Raw genomic sequence first — 22,837 nt, 5'->3', positions numbered from 1 at the left:
AGGATCATGGAGACAAAAATGCACAACAAGTTTTCTAAAATTTTTGCAATGCTCAGTGTTATTGGTATTTGCCTGGTCGGCAGTCGTCCGGCGTTAGCTGAAAGCACTACCTCATGCACAATGACCTATAAATTGAGTGGATTTTCGCTGGTTTACAAACAATACGACGGCATTGGTAATATTAGTTGCAGTAACGGCCAGCGAGCCCAGGTTAATTTGGCATCCAAGAGCATAGGTTTCACCATCGGTAAATCGGAAATCGAAGGCACCGGGGTGTTTTCCTCCGTGACTAGTTTAAATGAAATTTACGGCACCTTCGTGTCTCTTGAAGGTCATGCCGGAGCAACCAAATCTGTTGATGCTCAAGTGCTGACCAGAGGTGAAATCTCTCTAGCCTTATCCGGCAAGGGCAGGGGTATAGATATTGGCGTTACCTTGGGCGCATTGACTATCTCGCCCCGTTAGGTAGTTGGCAAAATCAGAATTAATCGGCTGACTCTGGTGTTGGGCGATGTTCCCTCAACATCAGCTTTAGTCTCAGGCAGATAGCGGCGATTGTGCTGGAATTTAAGCTGGGAAAACATATAAATGCCTGGTTTTGATTATTCAGTCCAATAAGTCAAAAGATAGTGGTATATTGGCTATATTTATAAAATGGAAAAACCAAACTGAGTGATGACTTTATCTAACGTCTGCCGAAGTCGGCCGCCACTATCTAAAAAAATGCCATGACATCAAATCAAAGTCAGGACATTGACTTCAAAACTGTAGAAGATCCCTTTGCGCAACGCGAAGCCGAAAAATATCAAAACCCCATCCCCAGCCGCGAATTGATCTTGCAGCTTATCCAGCAAAGTGGCAAACCCCTCAGACGTCAACAAATAGCCGAACGCTTTGCCCTGGAATCAGCCGACGAACTGGAAGCCCTGCGCCGGCGCTTAAGAGCCATGGAACGCGATGGCCAACTGCTGTTTAACAGCAAACAAAAATATTGCCTGGGTGATGGTCAAAACATCATTGTTGGCCGAGTACTTGGTCATCCGGAAGGCTTTGGTTTTTTAAAGCCGGAAGACGGTTCCGACGACTTATTTCTCTCTCCCAAAGAAATGAAGCCACTGATGCACTACGACAAAATCAGTGTCAGAGTTTCTGGTTTGGATCGGCGCGGTCGCCGCGAAGCTAGTGTGGTGGAGATTTTAGAGCGTAACACCCATCAGGTAGTCGGCCGGTTTTTTGTTGAAGGACGGGTGGCTTTAGTCATGCCCGATAACAAAAAAATCAATCACGAAGTTCTGATAGCCAAAGAAGATACCGGCGGCGCCAAAAATGGTCAAATTGTGGTGGCGGAGATTATCCAGCAGCCCACTGCCCATTGTCAGCCTATTGGTCGGGTTGTTGAAGTACTGGGGTCGCATATGGCTCCCGGTATGGAAATTGAAATGGCCATCCGCTCTTACGAATTACCTAATACCTGGCCCGATGCGCTACTGGTAGAAACCCAAAGTTTGACCCCCGAAGTCCCGGAAGCTGCCAAAGAAAATCGCGTTGATATTCGCGCTTTGCCACTGGTAACCATAGACGGTGAAGATGCCCGCGATTTTGATGATGCGGTCTATGCCAAAAAAACCGAAAAAGGCTGGAAACTGCTGGTTGCCATAGCCGACGTATCTCACTATGTTCATATCGGTACCGCTTTGGATGCTGAAGCCAAAAATCGCAGCACCTCCGTGTATTTTCCGGAAAAAGTTATTCCGATGCTGCCGGAAATCTTGTCCAATGGTCTATGTTCGCTGAATCCAGCGGTAGATCGTTTATGTATGGTCTGCGAAATATTAATCGACGCCGGCGGTCAGGTGTCCAGGTCCCGCTTTTATGAGGCCGTCATGCGTTCCCACGCCCGGCTTACCTATACCGAAGTTGCCAAAATGCTGGTAGATGGCGATCAACCATTGATCAAAAAGCACGCCCGGTTATTGCCGCATCTGGAAAGTCTGTACAGCTTGTACAAACTGATGCGTCGTCAGCGCGAATTACGCGGCGCAATGGATTTTGATACCCAGGAAACCCGCATTGTTTTCGGGGCAAACCGTAAAATTGAAGAAATTGTCCCGGTAGTCCGTAATGACGCGCATAAACTCATCGAAGAGTTCATGATCACCGCCAATACCGCCGCCGCACATTTTCTCAAGAAAAAGAAAATGCCGCACCTGTTGCGCATCCATGACGGCCCAGGCAGCGAAAAACTATTAAGCTTAAAAACCTTTCTTTCCGAATTAGGTTTGCACCTGGGCGGTGGCGTCAATCCCCGGCCACTGGATTATATGCATCTGCTGGATTCAGTAAAAACCCGCAAAGATGCTCATCTCATTCAAACCGTATTACTCCGCTCCATGTCCCAGGCCGTTTACAGCCCGGAAGACAAAGGCCATTTTGGTCTGGCGCTGGATGCCTATGCTCATTTCACCTCGCCTATCCGTCGTTATCCGGATTTGCTGGTGCATCGCGCTATTCGCCATACCCTGGCCGGCAAATCCCCCGCCAGCTTTAGCTACGACTATGCCGCCATGCAGCAACTGGGTGAGCATTGTTCCATGCATGAGCGCCGTGCCGATGAGGCCACCCGCGATGTGGTCAATTGGCTGAAATGCGAATACATGCTGGACAAGATCGGCCAGGAATTTCCAGGCATTATCTCAGCAGTTACCGGATTTGGTTTCTTTGTGGAATTACAGGCCATCTATGTGGAAGGTCTGGTTCATATTGCCTCCTTGCAAGGTGATTATTTCAATTTTGATGCCACCAGCCATCACTTATACGGTGAACGTACCGGTGTTCGTTATCGCCTGGGCGATGCAGTGCGGGTAAAAGTAGTACGGGTCAATCTCGACGACAAGAAAATTGATTTCGAATTGCTCACTGTTGGCAAAAAGCCGGCTAAAACCGGACAAGCCGAGAAAAAACCCAATAAAAATCCGGGTTCCAGACCACCGGCCAAAAAAGCCGCTACTGCAGAAAAACCCAACAAAGCCAAAGCCAAGAAACGCCGCTCATCATGACCACACAGCTTTTCGGTATCCACGCTGTTCAGGCAGCGTTGGAGTATTCCCCACAAAAAATTCAACGGGTACTGGTAGACGAAAATCGTCTGGATGCCCGCTTAAAACAAGTGCTGGACGAACTGGCCGCGTTAGGACTCAAACCCGAAAAAGCCGACCGCAAAAAACTGGATCGTCTGGCTGACGGCAAAAACCATCAGGGTATAGTCATCAGCGTTGAACTGCCGGCCATGCGCAGTGAAGACCAGTTAAAACAAGACGTCGCCGCTCTCACCGCCACGCCCTTCTATCTGGTGTTGGATCAGGTGCAAGATCCGCATAATCTTGGTGCCTGCCTGCGCACCGCCGATGCCGTTGGCGCACACGGTGTCATTATCACCAAGGATAATTCCGCCAGCATCACTCCCACGGTCTGCAAAGTCGCCAGCGGCGCCGCAGAAACTGTACCTGTTTATCAAGTGACTAATCTGGCCAGAGTTTTGCGCTGGCTAAAAGAACAGAATATCTGGATCATCGGCGCCGCCGGCGAAGCCGAGCAAACCCTGTACCAATTAAAACTTGATATGCCGATAGCTATTGTCATGGGTACAGAAGGCACCGGTATGCGGCATTTAACCCGCCAGCACTGCGATTTTCTGGTCAAAATTCCGATGGTAGGCCAGGTGGAAAGCTTAAATGTATCGGTAGCCGCCGGCATTCTGTTATACGAAACCTTCCGTCAAAAACAACTCGCGGCTAAGCCGGTAGTTTGAATCTGGTCTAACATGCATTAGCGATCAATGCATCATGTGCGATAACCTAAAATACTCAGCTTAGCCACATGAAACGCCTAATCCTATTCTGTATCGTCAGCAGCCTGAGCCGGTTCAGTCAGGCGGAACTTAGCAGCGCCGGTATAGCCAACAACTGTCGCAATTGCCATAACAGTGCCGCGACCGAACCGGTGCTGAGCAGTCTGCCTAGCTTGACAGCCGCCCAACTTAGCAGCAAATTACTGGATTTTAAATACGACCGCATTCCGGCCACCTTGATGCCTCGCATCGCCAAGGGCTATAGTGATGCCCAATTAAACGCAGTAGCAGAATACCTTGGTCGGCACTAAACCATGATTTCGCAATCCCGCCGCCAATTTTTAAAATGGGCTGCTGCTTCCGGCTTGATCAGCCTGAGTGCCTGCAGTGGGCTTAGCAAAACTGCTGCCCCGGCACAGGTGGTAGTGATCGGCGGCGGATTTGGCGGCGCAACCGTAGCCAAATACATCCGCTTGCTGGATAACAGCATCAAAGTCATTTTGATCGAACCCAAAGCCAAATACATCACTTGTCCAGCCAGTAACTGGCTGTTTGCCGGTATGGTGGGACTGCAGGACTTAAGCGTCGATTATCAGGCGCTCACCAGCCAATATGGTGTGCAAGTCGTCAGCAGTAGTGTAACCAGCGTCGACACCACGCGCCGCCGGGTGCTGTTGGCCGATCAGCAAAGCATCACTTACGACCGGTTGATCATGGCCCCTGGTATCGATTTTCATTGGGATAGGTTGCCCGGTTATAACCAGGAATTAGCCGATAAATTTCCACATGCCTGGCAGGCCGGCCGGCAAACCCGGTTATTGCAACAACAACTGCAGGCCATGCCTGCCGGTGGGCTGGTGGTCATCACCGTTCCTGCCGACCCTTATCGTTGCCCACCCGGACCGTACGAACGGGCCAGCATGATAGCGTGTTGGTTAAAACAGCATAACCCACGTGCCAAGCTCATCATCCTGGATGCCAAAACCAGTTTTTCCAAACAAAAACTGTTTGAAGCCGGTTGGGCTAAGTATTTTGGTTACGGCAGCGCTAATAGCCTGATCGAATGGCACGCCCTCACTGATAACCCCATTATCGGGCTGGATGCCAAAACCGCTACCCTGGAGACCTATTTTGGCGATAAATTTCAGGCTCAGGTGCTTAACATCATCCCGCCGCAACAGGCCGGCCTGATTGCACGCCAGACCGAGCTTACCGATGCCGGCGGCTGGTGTCCGGTAGCGCCGCAAAGCGGACTATCGACATTTCAGGACAATATCCACATCATTGGCGATGCGGCCAATTACGCACCCATTCCCAAATCCGCATTTGCGGCAAATTCAGAAGCCAAAGTGTGTGCCTTGGCGGTAGTCAGTCTGCTTAACCAGCAGCCGTTGCCGGAAGCCCAATGGCTGAACACCTGCTATAGTCTGGTCACGCCAGAACACGGAATCTCTGTGGCTGGTGTTTACCAACTGTCAACAGAGCGCAAAATTGCCGCTGTGCCGAGTGCTGGCGGTGTTAGTGCCCTTAATGGCATCAGCAACCAGCCGCAACTGGAAGCCAATTATGCCAAAAGCGTCTATCGCAGTTTGGTGGCTGATAGTTTTGCCTGATCTGCAAATAGCGCATGTACCACTGAAAACCGATTTAACCGTACTTTGGGTGATAGCTTTACTACGGGGTTAGTCATGGTGGCTGGCTTCGCCGGCCACCAAAACTCCCCTTTGCTCAACCGCCGCCGGCCAGGGTAGTCTCAATTTTTGCCGCCAATGCTGTAATCGCCCGCTGGGAAACCTTGTCGTGATTGCCCTTCAATTCAATATGATAACTGGTCAGAGTCTTGCCGGTTTTTACTTCAACCAGATACACCCAAAGTTCGCTGTACAGAAAACTCGGTTTACTGTGTTGGGCCACGATAACCCAGTCAGCCTGATTCATCTGGCCTAATGGCGCGGCTTGCTCAGGATAGCGGAACAAATAGCCAAAACCGGCATTGGCCTGCTGTTGACTGGCAGCAGCCACACTCAGCGCCGTGAAATGCGAGCCGGCATTTAAAGTACTAATCAACAAGGGTGCAAAACCGGCAGTACGTTGTCGTTCGGCAGGCGTATTGGGTAAGGATGTAATATCATTCAATTCAAAATCCAGCACCGCAATACGCGGTTTGGCATCTGCATAAACCGGTAACAGATAAGTGCATAACATTAGTAAAAAAATCTTCATAGCCACATCTCCTGTTCAAATAACCCAGACAGGCCAATCCGGTAGTTCAGTCGGATTGCTGTTTACAGTAGCTTAATCTTTGCGGAGCCCTCGGTAAGCCGATAATTGCCCGATGGACACGGGCAATTTGCCTGGCTATGCAAAAGGGGCTATGCAGTTAAGGTATGGGTTTTTACAATGGTTACACCCAACACTCAGGCCGGCCATGAATCTACAAGTCCATCTGTTATCGCGCATCACCGTTGCCGCATTAATTTGTTTACTGGCAACCAGCGGCTGGGTATTGCTGCGTCATCAGCAACAAATCAGCCAAAATGCCCAAGTCAGCAGTGATGCACTGGTTAAGCAGTTGGAGTTTCAGTTATTACGTATCAATACCGGTTACCAGGCAGATAAGCAGTTTCCTGATTTTGATTTATGGAAACAAACCTCACACACTCAGGGCATCTGTTTGCATTATTTGCCCGATGCCTTTGGCGTAGAACGTAGCCTCTGCTCCGGCATACCGGTGCAGACCACCAATCCACCAGATTGGTTTGATCAAGGATGCCGGCGATTTTTTCATCCCGGCCTGATCTTGCAGCGCAATATCCGTTTTAACGGCAAAAATGCCGGCACATTAACAATCAGCACCGACCCTGAATTGGCTATTGCCCAGGCCTGGGATGCCGTCAGCAACTTGCTGGGTTTAAGCCTAGTGACCATACTCACCGTGTCTGTGCTGCTGTACTGGTTAATTAGCCGGGCATTGCGTCCGGCCCAACAAATAGTCAACGGCCTGGAACGCATCCGCCACGGCGATCTGGCTCACCGGATTCCCGAGTTCAGCCTGCAGGAATGGGCGCAAACCGCCACGGCCATCAATCAATTAGCCGCTACCCAGCAGCAATTACTTAACGAGCGCCAGCAATTGCTGAGTAAGCTCATCAATTCCCAGGAAGAAGAACGGCATTATCTGGCGCGTGAACTGCACGACGAATTTGGCCAATACCTAACCGGCATTCAAGCCCTGGCCGCCTCGATTTCCCACAGTGCCGGGCAAACCTGTCCAGCCTTACAGGCAGAAGCACAACAAATTGGCAGCTACACCCAGACTCTGCATGATAGTCTGAAAAACCTGTTACAGCGTTTGCGGCCAGCCGAACTGGAAGAACTGGGTTTGGCCACCGCCTTACACAGTATGTTGGCTGTCTGGCATCGCATCAATCCAGACACGCTTTACCACTTGCAAATCAGCGGTGATTGTCGGCAATTGAGTGCTGCACTCAGCCTCAGTCTGTACCGCTTAATTCAGGAGGGTATAACCAATATCGCCAAACATGCAGGTGCCGGCAATGTTGAGATTGATTTGGCAATCAATAGTGTAAATGTTTGCTTACGCATTGCTGATAACGGTATCCTTGGTGTTTTACCGCTGCCTGGCGGTTCAGGCTTGGGGGTGCTGGGCATGCGTGAAAGAGTCTCGGCCTTAAGCGGTCAGTTCAGTTTGGCCGTGGCACAGCCGCATGGTTTGATTATTCAAATTAGTTTGCCGTTAAATTCTGGCAAGGCAGATATATGACTCAATTCGGCATCATCCGTATTTTATTCGTTGATGATCACGCCATAGTCCGGGCCGGTTATCGTGCCTTGTTTGCTAAACAGCAGGATTTGCAGGTAGTGGCGGAAGCCGCCAATGGTAATGAAGGCTATCGCCTGTATAAGGAATACAGCCCGGATGTAGTGGTTACCGATTTATCTTTACCAGAGCAAAGCGGGTTGGAACTGATCAGCCGTATCAGGCAACGCCAGAGCGATGCCAAGATTCTGGTGTTCAGTATGCACCAAAATCCGGCTTTTGCCATGCAGGCCTGCCGGGCTGGCGCTTTGGGCTACATCAGCAAAAGCAGCCCGCCGGAAGTGTTGTTGGATGCCATTCGCAGCGTTAATGCCGGTCGGCATATTTTGTCGACCGACATTGCTCAGGCGTTGGCTATGGAAAAACTGGGTGGAGCTGGTATGGCACTGGACAGTCTCACCAGTCGGGAATTTGAAATTCTGCGTTTGCTGGTAATCGGCAACAGTAATGAAGCCATTGCTCAAATGCTCAACATCAGCACTAAAACGGTCTGTAACAGCCACTACCTGATCAAGAAAAAACTCGGTGTCAGCAGCGATATAGAATTGACCAGACTGGCGCTAAAGCTGGAAGTGGTCAATTTGCTGGATTGAGGAATTGATCTATCTTGTTTTGATGGAGGAAGTGCATCGTTAGCAATTTGTGCACTTCCTCAACAAATCATGCATTCTATTCGGGTATACCTGATTGGTGCACTAACAGGCATTTAATGAATCAAACCACGCTGTTTCAAAGCCGCATAAATCTCATCAACACTGTAGACATCACTATCAAAACTCACATCAAAGCCGCTGCTTTGCGCATCCACACTCAGACACAACAACCCGGCATGTTTAATAGCCGCCACTATCACTGCATCGCCCTGTTCCAGCACTGTGGCGGCATGGCCGGTATCAAACAGCTTACGTTCCAGCTGATAAGCCGTTTGTTTGGCGTTGCTGCCGCTTAAAGCAATGCTGCCGGCGGTTTGGCCAAACCGGGTGGCGCGGTCTTGTGCGCTAACCACTGTCCAGTCCTCAGCGCTGGCTGCGCCGGTAATCATGCCTGCGCCTACTGTCACATTGGTCAGCCGGTCAATAATAATAAAAGCACCGCTGGTTTTATTACGTTTATACGGATCAAACACCACGGGTGCATTTACCGCTACCGTGCAGTTGCCAATCTCGTTCAGCTTCAGCTCATTTGCGTCATGGTGTTCCAGGGTATTTACATCTATCCGATGATGGATAAAGGAAACCGAGCCTGACACGCTGCGGGTAGCCAGCTTGATAATATACTGACGACCCGGTGTCATGGCCTGTTCCGTCATCCAGACTATCGTGGCTTTAAATTTGTCGGCTATCGTCGGCGCAACTTGCTGCTGGCCGATAATCACATCACCCCGGCTGATATCAATTTCATCGGTCAGCGTCAGCGTAACCGCCATTGCCGCAAACGCCTGTTCCAGATCGCCGTCAAAAGTCACAATCGATTTGATCTGGCTGGTTTTGCCGGAGGGCAGGGCAGTAATCACATCGCCTTTCTTGAATACCCCGGAAGCCACCGTACCACAGAAGCCGCGAAAATCCAGATTGGGGCGATTGACATACTGCACCGGAAACCGCGCATCGGCAAAATTATGATCGCTGGCAATTTCAATCGTGTTCAGCAATTCCATCATCGGCTTGCCGGTATACCAGGACATATTCTCACTGGCGTTCACCACATTGTCGCCGTCCAGCGCCGACATCGGAATAAAATGAATATCCTGCAAATCCAGGGTACGGATAAAATCCAGATAATCCGCTTTAATCGCCTCAAAAGTTGATTCAGCATAACTTACCAAATCCATTTTATTAATCGCCACAATAATGTGCTTGAGGCCCAATAATGATGCGATAAAACTATGGCGTTTAGTCTGAGTTTGCACCCCATAGCGGGCATCGATCAAAATCACCGCCAAATCACAGGTAGAAGCGCCGGTCGCCATATTACGGGTATATTGTTCATGCCCCGGCGTGTCGGCAATAATGAATTTGCGGGTAGATGTGGAAAAATACCGGTAAGCCACATCTATGGTAATCCCTTGCTCGCGTTCCGCCTGCAAACCATCCACCAGCAAAGCCAAATCAATCTTGCCTGCCCCAGTCGTGCCGGATTTCACGCTATCGGCCTGTACCGCGGCCAGCTGATCTTCGTAAATCATCTTGGAATCGTGCAGCAAGCGCCCAATCAGGGTACTTTTGCCGTCATCAACATTGCCGCAGGTTAAAAATCGCAGCAACTCTTTACGTTCGTGTTGCGCCAGATAGGCATTAATATCGGAGCTGATTAAATCGGATTGGTGGGACATAATGTTCTCTGAAATCGGTTAAAAAGTGAGTTTTCCTAAATGCCATGCAACAACACTGGTCACAATTGGGCGAAAATTTTTTATAAAACAAGCCCATCAATTAAAGTCGGTAACTTGTGTAATGGTTATTATTTAAAGTTTGTAACTACTCAGCGCTAAGTATCCTTTGAAAAATAAGTAGTTGTGGTGCTAAACGATGTACTGCGCATCATTCGAGGCCAAGCTAACATTTTCTATATTTATTCAGATTGAGTATTGATTAAACCGTGCTTCCTAAGATCTTCAGTATCCATAACTTGCAAAGCTAAGTCTGTAATATTCCAGATTTTTACAATTGGCTTGAGCTCCTTTTTAAATAAATCCCTAAATCCAGGCATCAGCTTTTGATCAGGCCTCTGCACAGCTAAAACCAATTTGAATTGTATGCTGGCAAAATCAACTGAATGAAATTTTTGAGGTAATTGTGTGGAGCTATTGTTATGTCTTTTTAAATAATAAGCCGCAAATAAAGCTAGACTATTCCTAAATTTTTGCTTAATGGCATCAATTTCGTCATATGGAGGAATACTGGTTTTTGCTTCAATAATAGCAATATTTATATGATTATCTTTAATGTTAAGGTATAAAAACTCGGCAATTTTTATACCTTGGGCGTTTTTTACAACATCGCAGTTTTCAAGATCAAAGCAATGTCCAGGCTCATAAGGGCCGAACATTCTTTCAAATTCATTTTTTGGTTGGCTTATCATTTGAATGCTAATTCGACTTCTTCTTTATAAAGCCTTATAGATTCATCAATGATGGAATTGTCAGGCATTCCTGTCAATAAATCCGATTGCTGCCAGCTATCGCCTTCCTTGGATAGCACTGGAATAGACATCTTTTGTTCTTGAGCAATTAAAAATAGCTTTTTAATCACAAAATACGAATGACTGGCTAAAAAAAATTGAATGCCGTGCAAGGCTAAAACGGCAATAATATCTAGTAGTTTGGCAATGGCCGTGGGGTGTAGATTGGCTTCCGGTTCGTCGATAAACACGATAGAGTTTTCAGAAAGATAGCCGTTGCCCAACAACGTATCAAGTATGGCAATTTTTTTTATGCCTTCCGCAGTTGTACCGATAGCAAATCGTCGTTGACCTTGTTTAAAAAACCAGCGGTTGGTTTCGCTATCCATTTCTATAACGCCACCTATCATGCTTGCTAATTGGTTACGGGCGTCCAGAAAATCGCTTGAAAACTGGCCTTTTACATGTGAAGAAAAGAATGCGCCTTTGCCTAATCCAGCGTCTTTTTTACCCAATTCAAAAGGTTGAACAGCCGGGAAACGTATGGCTTTAGCTAAATCGTAATAAGTATCGTCGAATCCAAAAACCTTATCCAATTCTCTAGATTTTAAAATGATATCGTGTACCGATAAAATTTCTTTAGCAGGCAAAAAAATGGAATTGTAGGTTATGGGATCAACTTCATTGTTCAATATTGTAATAGCTTTATTGTCGGCTATTTTTTGGGTTATGTAATTGATTTTTTTTAGATCCAATCGCAAACTAAAGTCCAAGGTTTTAGCTTCAGACTTTGAGATAAGGTCGTTGCCTTTTACTGGTTGAAACGTCCAATAAAGTTTCGCTCTTAGTATTTCTGTAAGCTCCCTGTCTTCATCGCCTCGCTTATATTCTTCAAGTGCCCGTACAGCGCTATACATCGCCTTCAGCAAAAATGTCTTGCCGCAGCCATTACTACCAATCACCAGATTGATTTTGCCTAAGCTTTGCCAATCCAGGTCGGCTATTGGTCCAAAGTTTTTTAGCTGAACATCATTAATCATAATGGGGGCGGCTATGAAATTTAAAAATAACCCTCACGTTTCTTCTGTTCCATCGAACCGGCCTGATCATGGTCAATCAAACGGCCCTGGCGTTCAGAAGTCGTGGTCAGCAACATTTCCTGAATAATTTCCGGCAAAGTCGTAGCGGTGGATTCCACCGCGCCGGTTAGCGGATAACAACCCAGGGTGCGGAACCGCACCATTTTCATCTCCACTTTTTCGTCCGGGCCGATCGGCATCCGGTCATCGTCCACCATAATCAGCATCCCGTCTCTTTCCACCACTGGCCGCTCCTTGGCAAAATACAAAGGTACAATCGGAATATTTTCCAGATGAATATATTGCCAGATGTCCAGCTCAGTCCAGTTGGACAATGGGAACACCCGGATGCTTTCACCCTTATCAATTTTGCCGTTATAAATATTCCACAGTTCCGGGCGCTGGTTTTTCGGGTCCCAGCGATGGTTCTTGTCACGGAACGAATACACCCGTTCCTTGGCGCGGGATTTTTCCTCATCCCGTCTGGCCCCGCCAAAAGCCGCATCAAACTGATACTTGTTTAAGGCCTGTTTCAAGCCATCGGTTTTCATCACATCGGTATGTTTTTTACTGCCGTGAGTGAACGGCCCGATATTTTGCGCCACCCCGTCCTGATTAATATGCACCAGCAAATCCCAGCCCAGCTCGCTAACCAGTTGGTCACGAAAAGCAATCATCTCCTTAAATTTCCAGGTAGTATCCACATGTAATAACGGAAACGGCGGCTTGCCCGGAAAAAACGCCTTACGGGTAAGATGCAGCATCACCGCAGAATCCTTGCCTATGGAATAAAGCATCACCGGTTTTTCAAATTCTGCCGCGACTTCACGAATGATATGGATGCTTTCAGCTTCAAGCTGTTTGAGATGAGTTAATTTATAATCGGTCATGAACGGGTTCCGGGGCGGTTTAACCGCATTGGGCAATGAAGTGCAAATGCATTATTTTATAGGCAAATTTCCAGCAAAGCCATTAACTAAAGCAAATGAGACAAATAAACGGATTAGAAAACATTCGCCAACAACATCCTGACAGGCTAAATGCAGCAAGATTTGCGGAGCTCCTTCTCCAGGATTTACAGAATTGTCATTGCACTATATATGGTTGCATAGGTCAAGATCAAAAAATTTTATTGGCTCAGCTCAAGCTGTTGCCGGATAGCCTGAATTACGATAGCTTTGACCAGCGCATCGACCTTATCGTCGCCGGCCCCATCCTCAGAGCCGACTGCGTACCCTTAACCTATATACTCCAGGGCGGTCAGTTCAGCCTCAGTGGCCGCTGCTCCATGATCGCCAAAGTCTGCGGTGTGGACTTATACCTGCAACGCAGCTACACCGGTCAGGTGGGCGATGTGGCCAGACAAAGCTTCGCTCTCCCGGTTAATGCCCTGCTGAAATTTATGCAATAAACCCGCACTGGATAAACCATACAACATCCCGGCAAACAAAGCCAAAACATGCTATTATTTAATCTCTTGGGGGCGACCTGGCTTCGACGTGGGTAGCAAAACTTCAGGTGCATGCCGAGGACAGTACACCTCGTAAATCCTACTGAAACAAGTATTCGCAAACGACGAAAACTACTCAGTGGCCTTAGCAGCTTAAACCCTGCACCACTTCTCTGACTGTGTGTGCTTATGCGCGCAGGTTCTTCGGAACACTCAGGGATCATATTACATAAGATCGTGCCAGGGCTTCGTTCGGAGCTTAAAGCACTAAATCCAATCGAAATCGCTGTTGAAGCTCTTGGCCCGACGGGTAGTCAACAGTTAAATCAAAAGCGCGGGATAAGCATGTAGAGCTTGTAGCGGAGTGCTTGCGGACGCGGGTTCAATTCCCGCCGCCTCCACCAAAATACCATCCAAGAAAGTCCAAAGAAATACGATAAACCCGCAGGCTGCAAGGTCTAGCGGGTTTTTTGTTGTCCAGTGATGTTCAGTGGAATACAATACAATCTACCGGCAATTGCTGGTAAAAATGCTGGTAGACGGTTTACCAGCAAAGCAATTACCAGCAATGGGGCTGCACATGGCGAAAACACTGAACAAACTATCGCCGCTGACCATTAAAAGTATGGCGGCAACTGCAAAGAAAGAAGGCAAGGCAAATAAAGCGCCGGATGGCGGCGGATTGTATTTTGTCGCAGAACCGGAACGTTCATCCTGGTGGCGTTTTGACTATCGCGTCGACGGCAAGCAAAAAACCTTGTCGCTTGGCCTTTACCCCGAAATAACTTTGCCCGGCGCCAGAGAAAGGCGAGCAGAACTCAGGGCGAAGGTCGCCAATGGCATTGACCCTAGCCAGCAACGAAAAGCCGAACGCATCAGCCAAAGCGGAGCCGATAGCTTTGAACCCATAGCGCGTGAATGGTGGGAATACAAAAAAGACACCTGGACAGATGGCCATGCCCAGCGGACACTGACCAGGCTAGTTAATGACGTGTTTCCTTATTTGGGAGCCACTCCCATTAATACCATCACGGCCATTACTTTGCTTGAAACCATTCGGCGAATCGAGTCACGGGGCGCAATTGAAACGGCACACCGCACCAATCAGGCTTGTGAAGCGGTTTTTGCCTATGCCATTGGTACTGGCCGTTGCGAAAATAATCCAGCTACAGCAATTAGAACAGTTTTGAAACCGGTTCCGCCGCAAAAAAACTTTGCCAGGCTAAAAAATGTCGATGATATTTCAACACTGTTGAATGACATTACCGACTACAAAGGATCGTCCATTGTTCGATCTGCGCTGCAATTGCTGCCGCTAACCTTCGTTAGGCCGGGTGAGTTGGCGACGCTGGAATGGAAAGATATTGATTTTGATAAGGCCTTATGGACGGTACCGGCACACATCAAGAAACAACGGGCTGTTCTTAAAAACGATCCTGATCGAGTTCACTATGTCCCGCTATCCCGTCAGGCAATCGCAATTCTGCGAGACATTCAGCCCTTAACCGGTAATGGGCGCTATGTCTTTACCGGACTAAGAACGGCCGCAGGCAGCAAGCACGAACGCCACATGGCTGCAGAGGCCCTATTAAGCGCATTACGCCGAATGGGCTACAGCAAAGAGGAAATGACCGCTCACGGCTTTCGGGGCATTGCCTCAACCCGGATAAGGGAAGATGGAAAAGGAAAATTTAGCGGGGAAATGATTGAAGCGCAATTATCACATATCGTCAAAGGCAAGACAGAAGCGGCTTATAATCATGCACAATATTTGAATGACCGGGCGGAGTTAATGCAGTGGTGGGCGGATTATCTCGATGGATTAAAATCTGGGACAGCGGTAGTTCCGTTCCGGAAAAACGGTTAACCCATTATCTTTGATAAAATTGTATTTTATTTGAAAGGTAAACAGTGAGCATTTACTAATTTAAATTATATGAGAACAAAATGACAACGGATTACAACGAAGGGCTCGAAGTTATTGAGAGTGAAAATATTGACTTAGAATCAACTCCTGCAACATATGAAGTTATTACATATCCAGCTGATTTTACTTTAGAAGGCCTTGTTTCCAAATATAAGAAGGGATCAATGACTGTTCCAGGATTTCAAAGAAACTATGTCTGGAATATAAAGCAAGCCAGTCGTTTAATTGAGTCTTTTTTACTCGGCTTGCCTGTGCCAGCTATTTTTTTATTTACTGATGAAATTAACAATGAGCAACTTGTTATTGATGGACAGCAACGATTAATGTCGGTTGTTTATTATTTTGATGGTTACTTTGGGGAAGCTGATAAGGCTGGTCGCCGTAAAGTTTTTAGATTAACTGGATTAAATGAGAGAAGTGCTTATCACAATAAAACGTATGCTGAGCTTGAAGATTCAGATCAAGCCGCTTTTAATAAATTAAATGATAGTGTACTTCGAGCATTTGTTGTTAAGCAGCTAACCCCAAATGGTAATACAAGTGTTTATCATATTTTCGAACGCCTAAATACTGGAGGAACCCAGTTAGTGGGGCAAGAAATACGAAATTGCGTATATCATGGCGAGTTTAATAACTTACTCTGCGAACTAAATAACTATGATAATTGGCGAAAAATATTTGGAAGTATTCCAACACACAAACGCCAGAAAGATGTTGAATTGATTCTTAGGTTTTTTTCATTTTATGAAAATGGAGATAACTATGAAAGGCCGATAAAAGATTTTATGTCAAATTTTATGAGAAAAAATCAACATATAGATATTGAGAAACGGCAGAATTTCGAGAAGTTATTCAAAGAAACCTGTGACAAAGTTATAGAGTTTCTTGGTGAAAGACCATTTCATATCTGGTCAGGTCTTAACGTTGCTGTTTTTGATTCAACCTTTACAACATTAGCTAAATTTGGATTTAATTCAGATTTGAAAGATAGGTTTAATAGGCTGAAAGGTGATGATGATTTTATCAAAGGTGTTCGTGGAGCAACTGCAGATGATTCAATTGTCGAACTCAGAATGGGTCTTGCAAAACAATATTTATCAAAATGATGCACTTTCAAAGAATTGAGAATGCTTTAGAAATATGCTCCGAGCATGTTCGTAGCTTAGATCCAACAAATATAAAAGATAAAGAGCTCGAAACCTATTTAGTGGCTGGGCTAATTGTATTGATAGTATCTGAGTACGAAGATTACTTGGAGTCGTTATTCATAAGAAGAGCAGAAATGTGTGGGGATACCCATGCTGCAAATTATATAAAGAAAACTTTATCCCAAAAGTTTAGAAGTCCAGATTTAAAGAAGATAAACGAGACTCTTAATCGATTTGACGGCACATATAAAGTTTCATTTATGGAAAACATTGAGAATTCACCAGAGCATTCAGCCTGGGACTCGCTAATGAAAGCTAGGCATGCAGTTGTACATAAACAAGGAAATCTTAATCTTACACTGAGAGAACTTAATCAAAAGTATCCTCTGACAAAAACAGTTATATCAAATGTCGAGACTGTCTTGGGGTTAACTGCTAGAGTACAAAGCATTATATAGAATATAGTTGGCAACAATTATAAGATTGAATATATACCCTTTCACTTCAGCTTTTTTTAAATTGAAAATCAGCACATCGTCTAGGAATATTATCCACTGGCCAAAAGCCATGTCGTTGGCATCTACGGTTTTTCATAAAAGCGCACTCCCGACAGTAATGCCTGTCATCCAATAAATCGATTTTTGGAACTGGCAAAATCTTGGCAGCCCATTGCAGCAACCAAAGCCTTTTGCTGTTATCACTGGTGCAGATATCCAAAATCTCTTGAATAATTTCCTGATCAGTTTCGCTGATGGCAGCCAAATAATCGAGTATTTTTTGCCTGTCCTGTTCAGATAATGGTTGTGTATTTTGGGTTTTGTATCTTTCTGAGCGAACTGGGGGAACCCAGGGAATAGGCTTATACAATCTGGGCTGCAGCGGTTCCCTGGTTGATTTTTCTGAAGAAGCCGAGGGAACTTTGGGTGGGATTTGATTAGCTATTTGCTGAAACAAGCCTTCAAGCATGATCAGTATGCTCCATCGGTAGTATCCAATAAAGTGCTGGCTTGCCAACTCCGACGATAACGGTTTTCTTGGCTCGTTTGCCAGGGTTGTGGTCGGCGATCCATTTGGCCTCTTCCAGTGCATCCAATACCCGGTTGAAATCAAAATTGCCACCGGCTTCCCGAAGCGCATCATTAGTAAACAGAAATATGCGGGCATCGCTTTTGTCCAGATACCACCCAGCGCGTTCAGCACGTGGCTTGTCGTTGGGATTGTTCTTGTCAGTAAAACGGGTGTCGCCGTATTTGAGAATATAGTCGCCGACATTCTGTAGAATTTGCTGATGCTCGGTGAGACCTTTGCCACGATCACGCTGCCACTGTGCAAACATCGCTTGGCAGGCATGTAATGCGGTACCTTGATCCCAGTGAACTATACCGGCTTCGATTGCCAGCTCTCCGGCCATCGCGTATAGGGCAAATTTCGATGCAGCCCTAGCCGACTGATTATCATGATGAGTAAATTGCATTTCAATTTTGGCCAGCACCACACCGAAATCGGCATCGCCTTGCTGGATCAAATATTCGACAAACTGGACGCCGGCATGACCGTAATGCCTTGCACATTGGCTTTTGAAATAATCCGAAAGCATTCTGCCATCCTTAAAATGATGTAGATGGTCGAATAAGCCAAATTTCCGTTTTGCCGGAATATTCAGCAAACGCATCAACTGACCAGCTTTGGTCTGTTTACCGCTTTCTTTCATGGCTGCAGTGATGGAGCGTTCGCCAGTAGACAGAATAGTCAATCGCCAGCGTTGAACATGCCGGGCAGAACCGACTTTATTAGCTCTGGTTTTGCCAGTTCCGTTGCCTAAACAGTAAACGATACTGCCCACTTCCTGCGGATCAGCTTCGTTGATTTCATCCAGACACAAACAAGTATCAGATAACATGGCCGCAACACTTTCCAAACCATTTGAAGTGGCCCGCCAGCTGCGCTTGAAATCCTCGCCGCCCCATACTGATACTGCCAACAACAAAGCTGTGGTCTTACCTGTACTGGAGTCGCCTACCCAATGTATGCCTCCAGAATCATGATGGACTTTTGCCAGCAAAGGCCCAGCGAATGAGACGCATAGTGATAAAATCAATACCGGATTTCCGGCACAGAGTGCTGCCAGTTGTTGCCATTCCCAGTAATCGCCGCCTGGGTGAATAGCCCCATACTGACCGATGCTGTCGCTTTGCAGATAGACATTATCGGCACCGACAATCCGGTCCGGCATCACAAAGGCATTGCCACTGGTTGTCCAACCAGTATGGGTCGCAGCAGTGATGATTTTGTCCGGAATATGCGATTGCAGATAATCGGCAAGCTTATTCCGATTTTTCTGTTCAATCTCCACGCCTGCCGCTAACAGTTCGCCCCGCAACTCTTCGCCGGAACCGCGCAGCAATTCCATCGGCATGGCCCATTGTCGCCACCGGCCAAAGGTATTGCGAAAACGTAACAAGCGGCCAAAAAATTGACCATCTTCGGTATTGGTGACGGCTTCTATATATAATGGCGAACAGATCCGTATGGCATGTTGTGCCGATGGCGTTTTCTGGTTACCTTCGGTCTGATAGCAATACCAGACGCCAGGCTGACGTTTGCCGCCTAGCTCAAACCAGTTTTCCTCAACGATATAACAAGGTAATTCCAAATCAGCGAACGATAATTGCCTGACCTCGGATTTATTGGAAACGACGTTTTTTTCCAGGCATGACAATTCGGCTTCGTCAATCTCAATCACTTCAGGCAGAAACATCGCCATTCCTCTGCTTGAGCCCCGGATAAATCATGATTTGTTCCCTGACCTGAACCCAGCGATCACCCGCAGGCCTAGAAGCATCATATTCAACTGCAGGTTGACTGGTATCAACCCAGCAAGGTCGAACCGTCACCTGCTCAGCACCGGCTACCAGCAGGACTTTCACCAAATGAATAATTTGCTTATGGGTCGGCCCTAAATCCCAATCTATCAGGATATAGAGTGCCGCTACCTGCCAGATGAAGCCAAGTGGCGATTCAGAAGCAGGCATCACCAGCGCCCAAACAGACGGGTTTTTCTGCCAATGTCTGGCTCGTCGCCAACAATCTCGTCCTATGCAGACAATCACCAGCCACGGCGGATTATCCGATTGCAATTTTTCCGTCAACACTCTGCCGAACGGTGGCAGTTTCTTTCTAAACGCTGACTGCATTTTGAAAGAGTTTTATGATCAATTCCCGAATATCCTCCGCACGCCAAACGGTCGTGCGTGGACCAATTTTGACTGGTGCAGGAAAACGTCCAGTTTTAACCCCATACCACCAAGTGGATTTACTGACTGGGATAAGACCCGGAATGGGAGGGTTTGCTTTGGGATTGCCAATAATTTGGCTTAAACGTAAAAAACCTGTTTCTGGCAGGATGGGCATCGCTATTTTCCTCGAATTAAAGAGTTAAGTTTTCACTTGGCAATAGCTGATTAACCCGAGATAAAATCTAAACTGTAGACATAGCCTTAAAAAGGCTAAAAACTAAAGCCAAATTCAAATTCGGGTCAACTAAAGACCAAAATGTAAGCTCGTTGCCGAGCAACTCTCCATTCCAAGAAAGGATTGGGTGGTGTAACGGAGATTATTATCCAACAAATTTATTACTTTGTGTACTGCAGCAAATTGCATTTTTGGCATTTAGCTGCAAAACATTTACCAATTAGATTGGTAGCAGCAAAGTATCTATCGTTTGTTATTCAATTCCTTACAATTTCTGGTTGTCTGATTTATAACATCTGTTATATTTTTACTGTTAATCCCTTATGCCTTGCCCAAATACCTTAGCGATGACGATTTAAAAAATGCGCCAGCAACCCAATGATTTTGCAGCCCAGGTAAAGACCATTCGACATCATTTAAAATTGAGTCAGGAAGAATTGGCTCAGGCTTTGGGTGTTAGCTTTGCCACGGTCAATCGTTGGGAAAACGGCAAAACGGCGCCATCCAAGCTGGCTCAGCGACAATTTGAACTGTTTTGTCACGACAAAAATCAACAAGGAGCGTTGCCAGATGAATAAAAAACAGTTGTCCGAGCGCGATATCTGCAGCAAATTCATCACTCCAGCTTTAGTATATGCCGGTTGGGACTTGGTGACTCAAATCCGGGAGGAATTTTCGCTGACCAAAGGCCGCATCATCGTGCGCGGTAAGTTACACACTCGCGCTAAAAACAAGCGGGCAGATTATGTGCTGTTCTATAAACCCAACTTGCCGATAGCGGTTATCGAAGCCAAGGATAATAACCACACCGTCGGCGATGGCATGCAGCAGGCTTTAGGTTATGCTGAAATGTTGCAAATCCCTTTTGTGTTCAGCAGCAATGGTGACGGTTTTCTGTTTCATAACAAAATCACCACTGACGGCATCATAGAACGTGAGTTAGCCCTGGACGAATTTCCAACAGCCGAAACCCTTTGGGAATGTTGGACCAAGCACCGGGGACTGACTGAACAACAAACTACGCTTGTTACCCAGGATTACTATAGCGACGGCAGCAACAAAACGCCGCGTTATTACCAGTTGCTGGCAATTAATAAAACCATTGAAGCCATTGCCCAAGGACAGAACCGCATTCTTTTGGTCATGGCCACGGGAACCGGCAAAACCTTTACCGCTTTCCAAATCATCTGGCGTTTATGGAAATCCAAAACTAAGCGCCGCATCCTGTTTCTGGCCGACCGTAACATTTTGGTCGATCAGACTATGACCAACGATTTCAAGCCGTTCGGCTCGGCAATGACCAAAATCCAGAAACGCCAAGCCAACAAATCCTATGAAATCTATTTGTCGCTGTATCAAGCTGTGACTGGTAACGAAGAAGAACGCAACATCTACAAGCAGTTCAGCCAGGACTTTTTCGACTTGATCGTCATTGACGAATGCCATCGCGGCAGCGCCGCAATCGATTCCGCCTGGCGGGAAATTCTGGAATATTTCTCTTCAGCCACCCAGATTGGCCTGACGGCGACGCCGAAAGAAACCAAGGACGTTTCCAATATCGATTACTTTGGCGAGCCGATTTATACTTACTCGCTCAGGCAAGGCATAGATGACGGTTTCCTTGCCCCCTACAAAGTCGTGCGTATCGATCTGGACAAGGATCTGGCCGGTTGGCGTCCAGATAAAGGCATGCTGGACAAATACGGCAATGAAATTGAAGACCGTATCTACAACCAGAAAGATTTTGATAAAACTTTGGTGTTGGAAAAACGCACCCAACTAGTTGCCAAAAAAATCAGCGAATTTCTCAAGCAAACCAACCGTTTTGATAAGACCATCGTCTTTTGCGAAAACATTGACCATGCCGAGCGCATGCGCCAGGCATTGGCCAACGAAAATGCCGATCTAGTCGCGCAAAATTCAAAATATGTCATGCGTATTACGGGTGACAATGAAGAAGGCAAAGCCGAGCTGGATAACTTCATTTTCCCGGAAAGTAAATATCCGGTGATTGCAGTTACGTCCAAATTAATGACCACCGGCGTCGATGCGCAAACCTGCAAATTGATTGTTCTGGATCAGCGTATTCTTTCCATGACTGAATTCAAGCAAATCATCGGTCGCGGTACCCGCATCAACGAAGATTACGATAAATACTACTTCACGATTATCGATTTCCGCAAAGCGACTGAATTATTTGCCGACCCGGATTTCGACGGTGATCCAGTGCAGATATACACACCTCAAAGTCCTGATGACTCGCCGGTTCCGCCCGATTTTCCGGAAAACCAGCCTTCGGGCAGCGATTATCCAGGCCTAGGTGGCGAACAAAACTGGCCCGACATTGCTGAACCCAATCCGGAAGATGACGATACCACCGTGCGCCGCTATGTGGTTGCCAATGTGGAAGTAAAGGTTGTTGCCGAGCGGGTGCAATATTTCGATAGTAATGGCAAGCTGATTACCGAGTCCTTAAAAGACTATACACGCAAAACCCTGACCAAGGAGTTTGCCTCTCTGGATGATTTTTTACGCCGCTGGAGCAGCAGCGACAAAAAACAGGTCATCATTGAAGAATTAGCCAACCAGGGTGTTTTTTTCGACGCCCTAGCCGACGAAATTGGCCGCGATTGCGACCCTTTCGATCTGGTCTGCCATGTCGCCTGGGACAAACCGCCGCTGACCCGCAAGCAGCGTGCTGATCAGCTCAAACAAAATAATTATTTTACCCGCTACGGCGAGCAAGCCCGTAAAGTGCTGGAAGCCTTATTGGACAAGTACGCCGACGAAGGCATCCAGCATATCGAAGAAACCCAGGTTTTAACCATTGCACCGTTTAACCAGTTCGGCACCCCACTGGAAATCATCCGCACCTTTGGCGGTTTGGATCAATACCAGCAAGCCGTTTGCGATCTGGAACAAGCCTTGTATGCCTCATAACAATGACACATTGG

22 protein-coding genes and 1 other RNA gene are annotated in these 22,837 nt (G+C 46.9%); 14 read left to right on the top strand and 9 right to left on the bottom strand.

What is annotated here, in order from left to right:
• Nucleotides 1-6: 6 nt before the first annotated feature.
• The 5 genes from KEF85_RS14910 to KEF85_RS14890 all read left to right on the top strand — a co-directional run bounded on the left by KEF85_RS14910 (nt 7) and on the right by KEF85_RS14890 (nt 5,460).
• Nucleotides 7-465: a hypothetical protein gene (locus KEF85_RS14910; protein WP_246534971.1), complete on the top strand. Its 459-nt coding sequence runs from the start codon at nt 7-9 to the stop codon at nt 463-465.
• Between the two features lie 263 nt (nt 466-728).
• The gene (gene rnr, locus KEF85_RS14905) at nt 729-3,056 is read left to right on the top strand and encodes a ribonuclease R (RefSeq protein ID WP_215581931.1); all 2,328 of its coding nucleotides are present in this window, start codon (nt 729-731) and stop codon (nt 3,054-3,056) included.
• Nucleotides 3,050-3,808: a 23S rRNA (guanosine(2251)-2'-O)-methyltransferase RlmB gene (rlmB, locus tag KEF85_RS14900; RefSeq protein ID WP_215585188.1), complete on the top strand. Its 759-nt coding sequence runs from the start codon at nt 3,050-3,052 to the stop codon at nt 3,806-3,808. The genes rnr and rlmB overlap by 7 nt, the downstream gene beginning before the upstream one ends.
• Before the next feature lie 68 nt (nt 3,809-3,876).
• On the top strand, nt 3,877-4,158 hold the full coding sequence (locus tag KEF85_RS14895; protein ID WP_215581930.1) for a c-type cytochrome: 282 nt from the start codon (nt 3,877-3,879) through the stop codon (nt 4,156-4,158).
• 3 nt (nt 4,159-4,161) lie between these two features.
• On the top strand, nt 4,162-5,460 hold the full coding sequence (locus KEF85_RS14890) for an NAD(P)/FAD-dependent oxidoreductase (protein WP_215581928.1): 1,299 nt from the start codon (nt 4,162-4,164) through the stop codon (nt 5,458-5,460).
• Nucleotides 5,461-5,575: 115 nt separating this feature from the next.
• Here KEF85_RS14890 and KEF85_RS14885 read toward each other — a convergent pair whose 3' ends face one another.
• Nucleotides 5,576-6,070 (bottom strand): DUF2380 domain-containing protein, encoded by a 495-nt coding sequence (locus KEF85_RS14885; RefSeq protein ID WP_215581926.1) that lies wholly within the window; start codon nt 6,068-6,070, stop codon nt 5,576-5,578.
• A gap of 205 nt (nt 6,071-6,275) precedes the next feature.
• On the opposite strand from KEF85_RS14885, the gene KEF85_RS14880 reads away from it, so the two are divergent.
• Both KEF85_RS14880 and KEF85_RS14875 read left to right on the top strand, forming a co-directional pair.
• Complete coding sequence (locus KEF85_RS14880) at nt 6,276-7,631, top strand: sensor histidine kinase (protein WP_215581924.1); 1,356 nt, start codon at nt 6,276-6,278, stop codon at nt 7,629-7,631.
• Nucleotides 7,628-8,281 carry a response regulator transcription factor gene (locus tag KEF85_RS14875; protein WP_215581922.1) on the top strand — a complete coding sequence of 218 codons (654 nt, stop codon included), beginning with the start codon at nt 7,628-7,630 and terminating at the stop codon, nt 8,279-8,281. Before KEF85_RS14880 ends, KEF85_RS14875 begins: the two co-directional genes overlap by 4 nt.
• 113 nt (nt 8,282-8,394) lie before the next feature.
• Here the strand turns inward: KEF85_RS14875 and cysN are convergent, their stop codons facing one another.
• The 4 genes from cysN to cysD all read right to left on the bottom strand — a co-directional run bounded on the left by cysN (nt 8,395) and on the right by cysD (nt 12,777).
• Entirely contained in the window at nt 8,395-10,020 is a 1,626-nt protein-coding gene (gene cysN, locus KEF85_RS14870) for a sulfate adenylyltransferase subunit CysN (protein WP_215581920.1), read from the bottom strand.
• A gap of 239 nt (nt 10,021-10,259) precedes the next feature.
• Entirely contained in the window at nt 10,260-10,769 is a 510-nt protein-coding gene (locus tag KEF85_RS14865) for a hypothetical protein (RefSeq protein WP_215581918.1), read from the bottom strand.
• Nucleotides 10,766-11,848, bottom strand: coding sequence for an ATP-binding protein (locus KEF85_RS14860; protein ID WP_215581916.1), 1,083 nt, complete (start codon nt 11,846-11,848; stop codon nt 10,766-10,768). Before KEF85_RS14860 ends, KEF85_RS14865 begins: the two co-directional genes overlap by 4 nt.
• A 20-nt stretch (nt 11,849-11,868) precedes the next feature.
• Nucleotides 11,869-12,777: a sulfate adenylyltransferase subunit CysD gene (cysD, locus tag KEF85_RS14855; protein ID WP_215581914.1), complete on the bottom strand. Its 909-nt coding sequence runs from the start codon at nt 12,775-12,777 to the stop codon at nt 11,869-11,871.
• 242 nt (nt 12,778-13,019) lie between these two features.
• On the opposite strand from cysD, the gene KEF85_RS14850 reads away from it, so the two are divergent.
• The 5 genes from KEF85_RS14850 to KEF85_RS14830 all read left to right on the top strand — a co-directional run bounded on the left by KEF85_RS14850 (nt 13,020) and on the right by KEF85_RS14830 (nt 16,870).
• Nucleotides 13,020-13,298, top strand: a complete 279-nt coding sequence (locus KEF85_RS14850; RefSeq protein WP_246534970.1) for a hypothetical protein — start codon at nt 13,020-13,022, stop codon at nt 13,296-13,298.
• A gap of 68 nt (nt 13,299-13,366) precedes the next feature.
• Nucleotides 13,367-13,741, top strand: a transfer-messenger RNA (tmRNA) gene (gene ssrA / locus KEF85_RS14845).
• A gap of 86 nt (nt 13,742-13,827) precedes the next feature.
• The gene (locus tag KEF85_RS14840) at nt 13,828-15,204 is read left to right on the top strand and encodes a tyrosine-type recombinase/integrase (RefSeq protein ID WP_215581910.1); all 1,377 of its coding nucleotides are present in this window, start codon (nt 13,828-13,830) and stop codon (nt 15,202-15,204) included.
• An 80-nt stretch (nt 15,205-15,284) separates the two neighbouring features.
• A complete protein-coding gene (locus KEF85_RS14835; RefSeq protein WP_215581908.1) occupies nt 15,285-16,370 on the top strand; it encodes a DUF262 domain-containing protein in 1,086 nt (361 codons plus the stop codon).
• On the top strand, nt 16,367-16,870 hold the full coding sequence (locus KEF85_RS14830) for a HEPN domain-containing protein (protein WP_215581906.1): 504 nt from the start codon (nt 16,367-16,369) through the stop codon (nt 16,868-16,870). The genes KEF85_RS14835 and KEF85_RS14830 overlap by 4 nt, the downstream gene beginning before the upstream one ends.
• Nucleotides 16,871-16,916: 46 nt before the next feature.
• Here the strand turns inward: KEF85_RS14830 and KEF85_RS14825 are convergent, their stop codons facing one another.
• Genes KEF85_RS14825 through KEF85_RS14810 form a run of 4 tightly spaced genes read right to left on the bottom strand, consistent with a single transcriptional unit; the run spans nt 16,917 to nt 19,823 of the window.
• Nucleotides 16,917-17,378 (bottom strand): hypothetical protein, encoded by a 462-nt coding sequence (locus tag KEF85_RS14825; protein ID WP_215581904.1) that lies wholly within the window; start codon nt 17,376-17,378, stop codon nt 16,917-16,919.
• On the bottom strand, nt 17,371-19,170 hold the full coding sequence (locus KEF85_RS14820) for a DUF927 domain-containing protein (protein ID WP_215581902.1): 1,800 nt from the start codon (nt 19,168-19,170) through the stop codon (nt 17,371-17,373). The genes KEF85_RS14825 and KEF85_RS14820 overlap by 8 nt, the downstream gene beginning before the upstream one ends.
• Nucleotides 19,157-19,606, bottom strand: a complete 450-nt coding sequence (locus KEF85_RS14815; protein WP_215581900.1) for a hypothetical protein — start codon at nt 19,604-19,606, stop codon at nt 19,157-19,159. The genes KEF85_RS14820 and KEF85_RS14815 overlap by 14 nt, the downstream gene beginning before the upstream one ends.
• Nucleotides 19,590-19,823: a helix-turn-helix transcriptional regulator gene (locus KEF85_RS14810; protein ID WP_215581898.1), complete on the bottom strand. Its 234-nt coding sequence runs from the start codon at nt 19,821-19,823 to the stop codon at nt 19,590-19,592. Before KEF85_RS14810 ends, KEF85_RS14815 begins: the two co-directional genes overlap by 17 nt.
• Nucleotides 19,824-20,245: 422 nt before the next feature.
• Between KEF85_RS14810 and KEF85_RS14805 the strand changes: the two genes are divergently transcribed.
• Entirely contained in the window at nt 20,246-20,461 is a 216-nt protein-coding gene (locus tag KEF85_RS14805; protein WP_215581896.1) for a helix-turn-helix domain-containing protein, read from the top strand.
• Entirely contained in the window at nt 20,454-22,823 is a 2,370-nt protein-coding gene (gene hsdR / locus KEF85_RS14800) for an EcoAI/FtnUII family type I restriction enzme subunit R (RefSeq protein WP_215581894.1), read from the top strand. The genes KEF85_RS14805 and hsdR overlap by 8 nt, the downstream gene beginning before the upstream one ends.
• The last annotated feature ends 14 nt before the right edge of the window (nt 22,824-22,837 follow it).

The organism is Methylomonas paludis, from assembly GCF_018734325.1.
Taxonomy (GTDB): Bacteria; Pseudomonadota; Gammaproteobacteria; order Methylococcales; family Methylomonadaceae; genus Methylomonas; species Methylomonas paludis.
Note: the sequence above shows the minus strand (reverse complement) of the source record. Positions and strands in the feature narration are given on the sequence as shown.